Here is a 13,715-nt window from a genome sequence, read left to right as displayed (position 1 = left end):
GCGCTGTCATCGACATGGCGCCCGGTCCGGCCTGGAAAGGCCGCAGATGACCGGCGCCTCAGCGACCGTAACACGAAGCGGGGGAGGTTTCTCTCGTACTTATGACCGATAGTGGCCGATTCGTGCTGCGTCGGCCTCTTGACGTCTTGATGTCCAAAGGCTCGACTTAGGGTTCACAAGTTGGAGAGACGCCGGGGTCTCGTGACCGCGACCTCGGCCGGGGGGCGACGGCAGGCCGTCGCTAATGGCAGGAGTGGATGAGTCGTGAAGACTCCGGGATCGCAGTCATCGCTGCACCGCGCGAACCTCGAACGGGTCGTGCGGGCGGTCCGGCTCGCCGGCTCGCTGACCCAGGCGGAGATCGCCCGTACCACCGGACTGTCGGCGGCCACGGTCTCCAACATCGTCCGTGAGCTGAAGGACGGCGGGACCGTCGAGGTCACCCCGACCTCGGCCGGCGGCCGCCGGGCCCGCAGCGTCTCGCTCAGCGGGGACGCGGGCATCGTCATCGGCGTCGACTTCGGGCACACGCACCTGCGGGTCGCGGTCGGCAACCTCGCCCACCAGGTCCTGGCCGAGGAGGCCGAACCGCTGGACGTCGACGCCTCCTGGGTGGACGGCTTCGACCGGGCCGAGGCCCTGGTCACCAGCCTGATCGAGAGCATCGGGGTGAGCCGGGACAAGGTCATCGGCGTCGGCCTCGGCGTCCCCGGCCCCATCGACGGCGAGTCCGGGAACCTGGGCTCCACCTCGATCCTGCCGGGCTGGGCCGGGATCAATCCGCGCCAGGAGCTCTCGCAGCGCCTCGGTGTGCCCGTGTACGTCGACAACGACGCGAACCTCGGCGCGCTGGGCGAGCTGGTGTGGGGCAGCGGCCGCGGGGTCAAGGACCTGGCCTACATCAAGGTCGCCAGCGGCGTCGGCGCCGGTCTGGTCATCAACGGGGAGATCTACCGGGGCCCGGGCGGCACCGCGGGCGAGATCGGGCACATCACCCTGGACGAGTCGGGCCCGGTCTGCCGCTGCGGCAACCGGGGCTGCCTCGAGACCTTCGCGGCCGCCCGCTACGTCCTGCCCCTGCTGCAGGGCAGCCACGGGCCCGAACTGACCATGGAGCGCGTGGTCGAGCTGGCGCGGGGCGGGGACCCGGGCTGCCGCCGGGTGATCACCGACGTGGGCCGCCACGTGGGCAGCGGGGTGGCCAGCCTCTGCAATCTCTTGAACCCGAGCCGGGTGGTGCTGGGCGGTTCGCTGGCGGACGCCGGCGAGCTGGTCCTGGCCCCCATACGCGAGTCCGTGGGACGGTACGCGATCCCCAGTGCGGCCCGTCAGCTGTCGGTGCTCACCGGGTCGTTGGGCGGGCGGGCCGAGGTGCTGGGCGCGCTGGCGCTCGTACTGAGCGAGATGGGCGATTCGACCCTCCTTGGTGGGTTTCAAGAGCCGGTGTTGCTGCATTCAGTTAGATAACGGATGGCACCGTTGTCATCTCGTTAAGGATTCACTCCTTGACGGCAATCTGGCGGCCGGGGTTGACTCACATCCACCTCGGCCGCGACGTTGCGGCCTCGTCAGGGAGGTTCAAGAAATGAACACTCGTATGCGCAGAACCGCCGTAGCCGTCGCCGCCGGTGCCATGGCCGTCTCGCTCGCCGCTTGTGGCAGCGCCAAGGAGTCCGGCGACAAGTCGGACACCAACGTCGTCAAGGGCAACGCCATCAAGATCGGTCTGCTCCTGCCGGAGAACCAGACCGCGCGCTACGAGAAGTTCGACAAGCCGCTCATCGAGAAGCAGGTCGCCGACCTCACGGGTGGCAAGGGCGAGGTCGTCTACGCCAACGCGAAGCAGGACGCGACCACGCAGAACTCGCAGGTCGACACGATGATCACCAACAAGGTGAACGTCCTGATCATCGACGCCGTGGACTCCAAGGCCATCGCGGGCGCGGTCAAGCGGGCCAAGGACGCGGGCATCCCGGTCGTCGCCTACGACCGCCTGGCCGAGGGCCCGATCGACGCCTACACCTCCTTCGACAACGAAGAGGTCGGCAAGGTCCAGGGCAAGGCGCTCCTGGAGGCGCTGGGCGACAAGGCCAAGGACGGCCAGATCGTCATGATGAACGGTTCCGTCACGGACCCGAACGCCAAGCTGTTCAAGCAGGGCGCGCACTCCGTCCTCGACGGCAAGGTGAACGTCGCCAAGGAGTACGACACCGTCGAGTGGAAGCCGGAGAACGCCAACACCAACATGGCGGCCGCGCTTTCCGCCGTCGGCAAGGACAAGATCGTCGGCGTCTACTCGGCCAACGACGGCATGGCCGGCGGCATCATCACCGCCCTCAAGGCGGCCGGTCTCACCACCCTTCCCCCGGTCACGGGTCAGGACGCCGAACTCGCCGGTGTGCAGCGGATCGTGGCGGGCGAGCAGTTCATGAGCGTCTACAAGCCGTACGCCCCCGAAGCCGAGGCCGCCGCGAAGATGGCCGTCGCCCTCGCCAAGAAGGAGCGCATCGAGGTCGTCGCCACCTCCAAGGTCGACAGCCCCACCACCAAGGCCGTTCCGTCCGTGCTGATCCCGGTCGTCTCGCTGACCAAGGCGAACATCAAGGACACCGTCATCCGTGACAACGTCTACTCGGCCGACGAGATCTGCACCGACAAGTACGCCGCCGCCTGCGCCACCCTCGGCCTGAAGTAAGGCCCCCGTCGCGCGCCTCGCGCCGCGACCCCCTCGCCTGTCCGGCGCCCCGCCTCCCATCCCGCCACCGGTGGGGCGCCGGATGGTAATCGGCTCTCGCGAAGCCGTGAAGAAACGTTTTCCTTACCCTTGTTCATACCCCCTGTGGTCCTGCTCTTTTGCACGACATCCCCGCCGGTCAGGCGGCGAAGGAGATGGTTCATGTGTCCGCTGCGCCCGTGCTGGCGTTGCGAGGGGTCTCGAAGAGGTTCGGCGCCGTCCAGGCCCTGACCGACGTAGAACTCGAGATCCACTCAGGCGAGGTGGTCGCCCTCGTCGGCGACAACGGCGCCGGTAAGTCCACGCTGGTCAAGACGATCGCCGGCGTACACCCCATCGATGACGGTGTCATCGAGTGGCAGGGACGCCCGGTGTCGATCACCAAGCCCCACGATGCCCAGAACCTGGGCATCGCGACGGTCTATCAGGACCTCGCGCTGTGCGACAACATCGATGTCGTCGGCAACCTCTTCCTCGGGCGCGAGATCAAGCGCCGCGGGGTCCTCGACGAGGTGGAGATGGAGCGGCGCGCGCGTGAGCTGCTGACCACCCTGTCCATCCGGATCCCCAGCGTCCGTATCCCCATCGCCTCGCTCTCCGGCGGCCAGCGCCAGACCGTGGCGATCGCCCGCTCCATGCTGGGCGAGCCCCAGCTCGTCATCCTCGACGAGCCCACCGCCGCCCTCGGCGTCGAGCAGACCGCACAGGTGCTCGACCTCGTGGAGCGGCTGCGCGAGCGCGGCCACGCCGTCATCCTCATCAGCCACAACATGGCCGATGTGAAGGCGGTGGCCGACAAGGTGGCCGTACTGCGCCTCGGCCGCAACAACGGCGTCTTCGCCGTGAAGGACACGTCGCAGGAAGAGATCATCTCCGCCATCACCGGTGCCACGGACAATGCCGTGACCCGCCGGGCGGCCCGCACCGGGGAGGCCCGCAAGTGAGCACCCAGAATCCCTCCGCCGGTCCGCTGGGCAAGGGCCCCGCCCACGCCAAGCCGTCCGGACCCGTCCCGCCCGCAGCGGACGCGATCCCGGCCGTTGACCCCCGCCTGCTCGTGCGCGAGCAGGGGTTCGCGGGGTACCTGAACGAGTTCGGCCGCAAGCTCAAGGCCGGTGACCTGGGCTCGGTACCCGTCGTCCTCGGTCTGATCATCATCTGGAGCATCTTCCAGAGCCTGAACTCGCACTTCCTCGGCCCCGAGAACCTCACCAACATCGCGATCACGATGACGGCCACCGGCATGATGGCGGTCGGCATCATCTTCGTCCTGCTGCTCGGCGAGATCGACCTCTCGGTCGGCTCGGTCAGCGGTGTCTCGGGCGCGATCGTCGCGGTCCTCGCCGTCACCCACGGCGTCAACGAATGGCTGGCCGTCCTCGCGGCGATCGCCGGAGGCGCGCTGATCGGCTGCGTCCACGGCTTCTTCTTCGCCAAGATCGGCGCCCCGGCCTTCGCCGTCACCCTGTCGGGCCTGCTCTTCTGGTCCGGCGCCATGCTGCAGATCCTCGGCAGCAACGGCACGGTCAACATCGACTCCGAGGGCGTGGTCGGCAAGCTGACCACGTACTTCTTCTCGGACGTGGCCGTCGGCTACGGGCTCGCCGCCCTCGCCACGGCCGCGTACTTCCTGGCCTCGTTCTCCGACGCCCGCCGCCGCGCGGCCGCCGGAGTGCCCTCCCGGCCGCTCGGCGAGATCATGCTGCGCACCGGCCTGCTCGCGGTGTTCACCTTCGGTCCCGCCATCGTGTTCAACCAGTACAAGGGCATGCCGCTCGCGGTGCTGCTCTTCCTGGTGGCCCTCGTCGGCACGGACTTCCTGCTGCGCCGCACGAGCTTCGGCCGTCAGGTCTTCGCGCTCGGCGGCAGCGTCGAGGCCTCCCGCCGCGCGGGCATCAACGTGAACCGCGTCCGCATCACCGTCTTCGCCATCGCGGGTACGTTCGCGGCGATCGGCGGCCTCTTCTGGGCCTCCAAGATCGCGGCGGCGAACCAGAGCGCCGGCGCCGGCGACCTGCTGATGAACGTGATCGCGGCGGCCGTCATCGGCGGCACGAGCCTCTTCGGCGGCCGCGGCCGCACCTGGAACGCCCTCCTCGGTGTCATGGTCATCACATCGATCCAGTACGGTCTGGCCCTGGAGGGGATCGCGACGCCGATCCAGTACATGATCACCGGCGCGGTGCTGCTGGCCACCGTGGTGATCGACTCCGTGACCCGCAAGACGCAGAAGACGGCGGGACGCGCCTAACCGCATCCGGATCCGGCCCTGGTCGGACCCCGTCCGGTCCGGCCGGAGCCGGGACACGCCCGGACCCCACCCGTCCGGGCGTACGCCGCCCACAGTGCCCGACGCCACCCTTCGTGGCGTCGGGCACCTGTGCGTACATCCACTCGAAGGTGGCGTGTGGGGCCGTGCCTATGTGTACAGATATGACAAAGGCGTCACGGCGCCGGGGCGGCCCGGCGACGGGCGGCGCGAGCGGAACATTAGACTCGACAGACCAGCAAGCAACTGCAAGGAGGCACGGGTGCTGCTGACCCGCATCAAGGGACCGCGCGATCTGGACCGGCTCAGCCCGGAGGAGCTCGACCAGCTCGCCGCGGAGATCAGGTCCTTCCTGGTCGACGCCGTCTCCAAGACCGGCGGGCACCTCGGCCCCAACCTCGGTGTGGTCGAGCTGACGATCGCCCTGCACCGGGTCTTCGACTCGCCGAAGGACAAGGTCCTCTTCGACACCGGCCACCAGGCCTACGTCCACAAGCTGCTCACCGGCCGCCAGGACTTCGGCGGCCTGCGGACCAAGGGGGGCCTGTCCGGCTACCCGTCGCGCGCCGAGTCCGACCACGACGTGATCGAGAACTCGCACGCCTCCACCGTGCTGGGCTGGGCCGACGGCCTGGCCAAGGCCAATGAGGTGCTCGGCCGCGAGGACCACCACGTCGCGGCCGTCATCGGCGACGGCGCCCTCACCGGCGGCATGGCCTGGGAGGCGCTGAACAACATCGCCGCCGCCAAGGACCGCCCGCTGGTGATCGTCGTCAACGACAACGAGCGCTCGTACGGGCCCACCATCGGCGGTCTCGCGAACCACCTGGCCACCCTGCGCACCACGGACGGCTACGAGCGCTTCCTGGCCCGCGGCAAGGACCTCCTGGAGCGCACCCCGGTCGTCGGGAGGCCGCTCTACGAGACCCTGCACGGCGCCAAGAAGGGCCTCAAGGACTTCATCGCCCCGCAGGGCATGTTCGAGGACCTCGGCCTGAAGTACATCGGGCCCATCGACGGCCACGACATCGACGCCCTGGAGTCCGCCCTGCAGCGCGCCAAGCGCTTCAGCGGCCCGGTCATCGTGCACTGCCTCACCCAGAAGGGCCGGGGCTACGAGCCGGCCGTCCAGGACGAGGCGGACCGCTTCCACGCGGTCGGCGTGATCCACCCGGACACCGGCCTGCCGGTGACCACCGACGCCGCCAGCTGGACCTCCGTCTTCGCCGACGAGATGGTCAAGCTGGGCCGCGAGCGCAAGGACATCGTCGCGATCACCGCGGCCATGCTCCAGCCCGTGGGCCTCAAGCGGTTCGCCGACGCCTACCCGGACCGGATCTTCGACGTCGGCATCGCCGAGCAGCACGGCGCGACCTCGGCGGCGGGCCTGGCCACCGGCGGGGCCCACCCGGTCTTCGCGGTCTACGCGACCTTCCTCAACCGCGCCTTCGACCAGGTCCTGATGGACGTGGCCCTGCACAAGTGCGGGGTCACCTTCGTGCTGGACCGGGCCGGTGTCACCGGTACGGACGGCGCTTCCCACAACGGCATGTGGGACATGTCGATCATGCAGGTGGTGCCGGGTCTGCGGCTCGCCGCCCCGCGTGACGCCGAGCAGCTGCGCGCGCAGCTGCGCGAGGCCGTCGAGGTCAAGGACGCGCCGACGGTCGTGCGCTACTCCAAGGGCGTCGTGGGCCCGGCCGTCCCGGCCGTCGGCCGGATCGGCGGCATGGACGTGCTGCGCACGCCGGCCCCCGAGGTCACCCGACCGGACGTACTGATCGTCTCGGTCGGCGCGCTCGCCCCGATGTGCCTGGAGATCGCCGATCTGCTGGACAAGCAGGGCATCTCCTCGACCGTCGTGGACCCGCGCTGGGTCAAGCCGGTGGACGAGGCCCTGGCCCCGCTCGCCGACGGCCACCGGGTCGTCGTCACCGTCGAGGACAACGGGCGCACCGGCGGCGTCGGCGCGGCCGTCTCGCAGGCCCTGCGGGACGCGGGGGTCGACGTACCCCTGCGCGACTTCGGCATCCCGCAGCGCTTCCTCGACCACGCCTCCCGCAAGGAGGTCATGGCCGAGATCGGGCTGACCGCTCCGGACATCGCCCGGCAGGTCACCGGCCTGGTCGCCAAGCTGGACGGCCGGTACGAGAACGAGCCGGCCGCCACCGTCGACTAGGACGGCGACGGCGGCCGAGCAGGACGGCCGCCACGGCCGGCCGGGACGGCCGCGCCTGATCATCTGCGGTTGCACGCCACGGGCCGGGAGGGTCACCCTTGGAGGGTGGGCTTTCCGGCCCGCGTCGTTCCGGTGGGTCCGTGCGGTTGAGGCGGCCCCTTCTGGGAGGTGCGTCGGTGAGTACGAATCTGAACAGCCCCTTCCGTACCAAGTCCGTCGAGCAGTCCATCCGTGACACGGAAGAGCCGGAACACGCGCTCCGGAAGTCCCTCTCGGCCTGGGACCTGACCGTCTTCGGCGTCGGCGTCATCATCGGCACCGGCATCTTCGTCCTGACCGGCAAGGTGGCCAAGGAGACCGCCGGACCCGCCACCGCCCTGGCGTTCGTCGCGGCGGGCGTGGTGTGCGCGCTGGCCGCCCTCTGCTACGCCGAGTTCGCCTCGACCGTGCCGGTGGCCGGATCCGCGTACACCTTCTCGTACGCCTCGATCGGCGAACTGCCCGCCTGGATCATCGGCTGGGACCTGGTGCTGGAGTTCGCGCTCGGCACCGCCGTCGTCGCCGTCGGCTGGTCGGGCTACGTCCGCTCGCTGATGGACAACGCGGGGATCCACCTGCCCGCGGCGCTCCAGGGGCCCGACGTGCAGGGCGGCACCTTCGACCTGCTGGCCTTCCTGCTGGTCCTGGTCCTCACCGCGATCCTGGTCATCGGGGTGAAGCTCTCCGCGCGGATCACCGGCGTCGTCGTCGCGATCAAGGTCACGGTGGTGCTCATCGTGATCATCGCGGGCCTGTTCTTCATCACGAAGTCCAACTACCACCCGTTCATCCCGCCGGCCAAGCCCCAGCCGGGCGGCTCCGGGCTGAACGCCCCGCTGGTCCAGCTCATCTTCGGCTACCAGCCCACGAACTTCGGCGTCATGGGCATCTTCACCGCCGCCTCCGTGGTCTTCTTCGCCTTCATCGGCTTCGACGTGGTGGCCACCGCCGCCGAGGAGACCAAGCTGCCGCAGAAGGACATGCCGCGCGGCATCATCGGCTCGCTGATCATCTGCACCGTGCTCTACGTGGCGGTCTCGATCGTGGTCACGGGCATGCAGAACTACAAGGACCTCTCCACCAGTGCCCCGCTCGCCGACGCCTTCAAATCCGCCGGGCATCCGGTCTACGGAGGCATCATCAGCTTCGGCGCGGCCGTGGGCCTGACCACGGTGTGCATGATCCTGCTGCTGGGCCAGACCAGGGTGTTCTTCGCGATGAGTCGCGACGGACTGCTGCCGCGCTTCTTCTCGCGGACCCACCCGAAGTTCCGTACGCCCTACCGGCCGACGATCCTGCTCGGCGTGATCATCGCGGTCGTCGCCGGGTTCACCAGCATCAACGAGCTGGCCACCCTGGTGAACATCGGCACGCTCTTCGCCTTCGTCGTCGTGGCGCTCGGCGTGATGGTCCTGCGCCGCACCCGCCCCGACCTGCACCGGGCCTTCCGCACCCCGTGGGTGCCCGTGGTGCCCATCCTGTCGATCGCGGCGTCGGTCTGGCTGATGCTGAACCTGCCGGCCGAGACCTGGCTGCGCTTCGGGATCTGGATGGTGGTCGGCTTCTTCGTCTACTTCCTGTACGGGAAGCAGCACAGCCGCCTGGGGCGGGGCGAGGGCATGGCGCCCGACACGGTGCACGTGGACCGCTGACCGGGAAGGGTCCCCGGCCGCCGGCGGCTCAGCCGCCGGTGGCCGGGGACTTCTTCGCGTCGGCCGGGATCTTCTGGTCGTTGCGCAGGGCCTCCCACAACCGGCCGGCCTGCGGCTCGGCGACGATCACGCGGTTGCGGTCGATCTTGTCGTAGTCGACCGGGAGCATGATGGTCTCCATGGTGTCCGGGTCGACGCCCTTCATGCTCTGCGCGAAGTCGGCGAGGGCGGTCAGCGAACCGAGGCCGGAGTCGGTGGTGAGCGACTTGGTCCCGGCGTCCGCGAGCTTGTAGAGCCGGGCCGGGTTGCCGAGGGCGTCCTGCTTCTTGATCTCGGCGAGCATCGCCATCATGAACTGCTGCTGGAGACCTATCCGTCCCAGGTCGCTGCCGTCGCCGTAGCCGTAGCGGGTACGGACGAACTTCAGCGAGTCGGTGCCGTTCAGGCGGTGCGTCCCGGCGTCGAGCTTGAGCCCGCCCTTGGACCCGGACATGGGCTTGTCCAGGGTCACGGTGACCCCGCCGAGGGCGTCGACCAGGCCCTTGAACCCGGCGAAGTCCACCTCCACGAAGTGGTCCACGCGGATCCCGGACATCTGCTCCACGGTCTTCACCACGCAGGCCGGACCGCCCACGGAGTAGACCGAGTTGAACATGACCCGCTTCGCGGAGCCGAGGGTCTTGCTCTCGTCGTCCTTGTCCTTGCACTCGGGCCGGGTGATCAGGGTGTCGCGGGGGATGCTCACCGCGGTGGCCTTCGCCCGGCCCTCGGGTATGTGCACGAGCATGGCGGTGTCCGAGCGGGCGCCGCTGACATCGCCGTGGTCCAGCTCGCCGTTGGCCCCGGCGCGCGAGTCGGATCCGAGCACGAGGATGTTCTGGGCGCCGGCGACCACCTTCGCGGGCCGGTTGTCCCCGATGGCCTTGTCGAGGTCGACGCTGTCGAGGTTGCCGTTCAGGTGGCTGTACGCCCACCAGCCCGCGCCCGCCGCCGCGAGGATCAGCACCGCGACCACCACCAGCACGGTCCGCAGGACCCGGCGGCCGCGCGCGCGGCGCGGGCGCGCGGCGCCGCCGTCGGAACCGCTCGGGCCGTCCGGGCCGTCCGAACCGTCCGCGCCGCCGGGGCCGTTCGGGCCGTCCGGCGAGGGGGCCGACGTGCTGTCCGCTGACGCGGCGTTGGTCTTCATCTGCCCCGGTCCTCCGCTCGATTGTTCGATCGCGCACTATAGACCACCGGTGGCGCGGGCCTTCCATGACGAGCCGTTGATCATTCATTCACATATTCGACTGGCGTAAAGTGTGTGCAAGGATCACGGGCGCGAAGGAACGGCGGGAGCGACGGGGTGGGGGCGGGCGCCACGGTGAAGAGCGAGCGATCGTCGCGCCGCAGGCGCCGCGGGACCGCCACCGGACCGGCCCCGCGCAGCGCCTCCCAGACCCAGACCCAGACCCACGCCCACACCCTGCATGTGGTGGCCCATCCGGCGGACGCCCTCGCCGTCACCGGAACCGCGCTGTTCCGCGCGCTGGGTGAACCGGACCGCGCCGTGACCGTGGTCTGCCTGGTCCCGGCGCCGCAGCCGGCCCTCGACCACCTCCTCGACGTGATCGGCCGCGGCGGTGCGTGGGAGCGCGGGGCCGAACCGCTGGGGCCCGACGCCGTGTTGCACCTCTTCCGGCTCCGGTCCCGGCCCGCCACGACGGTCTGCTTCGTCGAGCCGTCGAAGTCGAAGTCGGAGCCGCAGGCGGGTTCGGCGTCGGGTCCGGCGCCGACGCCGGTGGCCGCGTCCTTCGCCGCTGTCGCCGCCGCGCTGCTGCGCCGCTTCGCGCCGACCGTCGTGTGCACGCTGGACCCCGATCCCGAACACATCGCGTGGAGCGATGCGGCGGGCGCCGTGTACGCCGACCACCCCGACCACGCGGCGGTCGCCGAGGGGGTCCTGGAGGCCGTGCGGGCCGAGCCCGCCGCCCCCCGCGCCGTCGAATGCTTCCGGGCCGCCGGTTCCTGCGGCCGGGCCGCCCCCACGGCCATCGTCCGCTACCCCGGGCCGCGGCTCGGGGTCAACCGGGGCGCGGACGGGCGGCTGACCGCCTACGCCGCGCTCGGCGGCGCGGTGACGCGCTGGACCGAGCGGACCCCCGGCGGCCCCGAGTGGGTGCGCGAGGACCTCGGCACCCCGTCCCTGCTGCCGGTGCTGTCGGTGGCCCGCAGCCCCGAGGGCTGGGTCCATCTCCTCTCGCTGCGGCGCACCCCGGCCGGGCCGGACGGCGCCGGGGTCGAGGTGATGCACGCCGTGCAGTACCAGAGCGGGCGCCCGGTGGGCGGCTGGCATTCGCTGGGCAACCCGAACGGCGCGGCCACCGGCAAGGGCCGCGGGGCCGGCGTGCCGTGCGCGGTGGTCGACGCCGAGGGCTGCGTCCACGTGTACGTCCGCAACTTCGGGCGCGGTGTGAGCGCCCGCTCGCAGCGCGAGGACGGCTCCTGGACGCCCTGGCGGGACCTCCAGGGGTCCGGGGTCCAGGACGGCATGGCCGCCGCGCTCGACGCCGAGGGCCGGCCCGCGCTGTTCGCGCCCTCCCGCGACGGGGTGCTGCGGTGGCGCCACGACGCCGCGGCCGGCGACCTGCGCCGCGCCGGGCCCCCGCTGCCGCTGCTCGTGCCCCCGGGCACCGGGCTGACCGCGCTGGCCACCGGGCCCGGCCGGATCACCGTCTACGGCTGTGACGCACGGGACGGGGCGACGTACGCCCTGCGCCCGGACGGTACGGTGACCGCACTGGGCGGTGCGGGAGCGGCCGGCCCGGCCGCCGCGGCCGGAGCGGGCGCGGTGCGGGCGGACATCGACGCCTACGACTGCACCGTGCTGGTGCGCAGAACCGCCGAAGGCCTCGTCGGCCTCGGGGCGTATCCGACCGAGCAGGAACACGCCGGGCTCTGGTGGGAGCCGCTGGGCGCGCCGGGCCCGCGGGAACCGGCGGCCACGGCCGACGGGTTCGGCCGCCTCACGGTCCTCTCCCTCGGCGCCGACGGCCGGTTGTCGGTGGCGCGCCAGGATCCGGCCGTGCCGGGGCTGGCGTTCGGCGGATGGGTGGTCGTCTAGCGTGCCCGCCTCAGCCGGGGGTCCGGGTAAATAGCAACATTGTTTTACAATTTCCGTATCTTGCGGCGGGTGGACCGGGAACTCGGCGGCGTGAGACACCGCAGTTCGAGAGACCGGTCACAAAGGCGCGGAGAGGTTCAGCATGCCTGGTAGTGCGACACGGGCCGGGGCCGCGATCACGCCCCGGGCCGGTGCGCCCGGCGGCCCCACCCTTGCGGTGGGCGACGCGGGTGACGAGGCGTACGCCGACCCCCGCGCCACCCCCCTGCGCGCCCGCGAGGCCAACCGCGCCGCCGTCGCCGGGCTCCTCGACACCCTCGGCGTGCCGTACTTCGCCGTACGCGGCAAGTCCGACCACGGCACCGTCGTCGCCGTCGAGGAAGCCGACCGGGCCCGGGTGCTCGAGGGCCTGCGGCGGCTCCTGGCCGCCTCCGCCGGGCACGTCACCGCCCTGGCCGCCGAACCGCTGCGCGCGCCCCGGCCCGTCCCCGGCCACGACGCGGCGGTGTGGGACCGGGCCCGGACGGCGGCCGCCGTCCAGGTCAGCTGGTACCGCACCGATCCCGGCGGGCACCTGGTCCTGGGGCACGAGTACGGCTGCGCCGTCGAGTTCTGGACCCGTCGGGGCGACCGGCTGACCGCCCCGCGCGCCAACCGCGTCACCTGGTCCGTGGCCGCCGACGGCCCCGTCCTGCTGGGCGCCGGACGGCTGTTCAGCCGCTTCGTGCCCGTCCACACCACCCTCGACGAGGCGCCGGCGCTGGCGACCCGGCCCGAATTCCTGGTCCCGCTGGTCGAGGACATCGACTTCCCCGTCGACGCCGTCTACACCTGGGTGGACGGCGGCGACCCCGTCTGGGCGGCCCGCAAGGCCGCCGCGCGCGGCGAGGTCTACCACGCCGAATCGGCCAGCGACGCCCGCTTCCTCAGCCGCGACGAACTGCGCTACTCGCTGCGCTCGCTGCACCTGTTCGCGCCCTGGATCCGCAACGTCCACGTGGTCACCGACAACCAGGTGCCCGCCTGGATGCGCCGCGACCTGCCGGGCTTCCGCGTCGTCGACCACCGCGAGATCTTCCGGAACCCGGCCGACCTGCCCACCTTCAACTCGCACGCCATCGAGAGCCGCCTGCACCACGTCCCCGGGCTCTCCGAGCACTTCCTGTACTTCAACGACGACATGTTCCTCGGCCGCCCGCTGACCCCGCACGCCTTCTTCAGCCCCGTCGGCACGGCCCGCTACTTCCCCTCCCCGAACCGCATCCCGCAGGGCCCGGTCACCGACGCCGACACCCCCGTCGACGCCGCCTGCAAGAACAACCGGGCGCTGCTCCTGGAGCGCTTCGGCCGGGTCATCACCCAGCCGATGGAGCACATCCCCTACGCCCTGCGCCGCAGCGCGATGGCGGAGGCCGAGGCGGACTTCCCGCGCGAGTGGGCCCGTACGTCCGCCAGCCGGTTCCGCGCGAAGACCGACCTGTCGCCCACCTCGTCGCTGGCGCTGTACTACGCAGCGCTCACCGGCCGGGCCCAGCCCGGCTCCATGGCCTTCACCTACCTCCAGCTGGCCGTCCCGGACCTCGCGCGGCGGCTGGAGCGCCTGCTGGGCGGGCGCGACCAGGATTCGTTCTGCCTCAACGACGCCTTCTCCACCCCGGAGGACATGGCGGTGCAGCAGGAACTCCTGACCGGCTTCCTGAACGCGTACTTCCCGATCCCCGGCCCCTGCGAACTCTGAG

At 71.1% G+C, this 13,715-nt stretch carries 9 protein-coding genes; 8 read left to right on the top strand and 1 reads right to left on the bottom strand.

The genetic code is table 11. The features are described from left to right. The first annotated feature begins 264 nt into the window (after positions 1-264). The 6 genes from ABT084_RS29190 (at position 265) to ABT084_RS29165 (ending at position 8,873) form a co-directional block, all read left to right on the top strand. Complete coding sequence (locus tag ABT084_RS29190; RefSeq protein ID WP_351050053.1) at positions 265-1,467, top strand: ROK family transcriptional regulator; 1,203 nt, start codon at positions 265-267, stop codon at positions 1,465-1,467. 118 nt (positions 1,468-1,585) lie between these two features. Next, positions 1,586-2,695: a sugar ABC transporter substrate-binding protein gene (locus ABT084_RS29185; protein WP_351050050.1), complete on the top strand. Its 1,110-nt coding sequence runs from the start codon at positions 1,586-1,588 to the stop codon at positions 2,693-2,695. Between the two features lie 194 nt (positions 2,696-2,889). Beyond that, positions 2,890-3,678: an ATP-binding cassette domain-containing protein gene (locus ABT084_RS29180; RefSeq protein ID WP_351050048.1), complete on the top strand. Its 789-nt coding sequence runs from the start codon at positions 2,890-2,892 to the stop codon at positions 3,676-3,678. Between the two features lie 26 nt (positions 3,679-3,704). After that, positions 3,705-4,985 (top strand): sugar ABC transporter permease, encoded by a 1,281-nt coding sequence (locus ABT084_RS29175; RefSeq protein ID WP_351050073.1) that lies wholly within the window; start codon positions 3,705-3,707, stop codon positions 4,983-4,985. A gap of 280 nt (positions 4,986-5,265) precedes the next feature. Continuing rightward, a complete protein-coding gene (gene dxs, locus ABT084_RS29170; protein ID WP_351050045.1) occupies positions 5,266-7,182 on the top strand; it encodes a 1-deoxy-D-xylulose-5-phosphate synthase in 1,917 nt (638 codons plus the stop codon). A 176-nt stretch (positions 7,183-7,358) separates the two neighbouring features. Further along, positions 7,359-8,873, top strand: coding sequence for an amino acid permease (locus tag ABT084_RS29165; protein ID WP_351050042.1), 1,515 nt, complete (start codon positions 7,359-7,361; stop codon positions 8,871-8,873). Positions 8,874-8,901: 28 nt separating this feature from the next. On the opposite strand, the gene ABT084_RS29160 is transcribed toward ABT084_RS29165, so the two are convergent. Further along, positions 8,902-10,062, bottom strand: a complete 1,161-nt coding sequence (locus ABT084_RS29160) for an LCP family protein (protein WP_351050040.1) — start codon at positions 10,060-10,062, stop codon at positions 8,902-8,904. 174 nt (positions 10,063-10,236) lie between these two features. Here ABT084_RS29160 and ABT084_RS29155 point away from each other — a divergent pair, with 174 nt between their 5' ends. After that, complete coding sequence (locus ABT084_RS29155) at positions 10,237-11,976, top strand: PLL family lectin (RefSeq protein WP_351050038.1); 1,740 nt, start codon at positions 10,237-10,239, stop codon at positions 11,974-11,976. Between the two features lie 142 nt (positions 11,977-12,118). Further along, positions 12,119-13,714, top strand: coding sequence for a stealth family protein (locus tag ABT084_RS29150; RefSeq protein WP_351050036.1), 1,596 nt, complete (start codon positions 12,119-12,121; stop codon positions 13,712-13,714). Position 13,715: the final 1 nt, after the last annotated feature.

The sequence above is a fragment of the Streptomyces sp. NPDC002138 genome (assembly GCF_040296485.1).
GTDB lineage: Bacteria > Actinomycetota > Actinomycetes > Streptomycetales > Streptomycetaceae > Streptomyces.
This window is presented reverse-complemented; position numbering and strand designations above follow the sequence as displayed.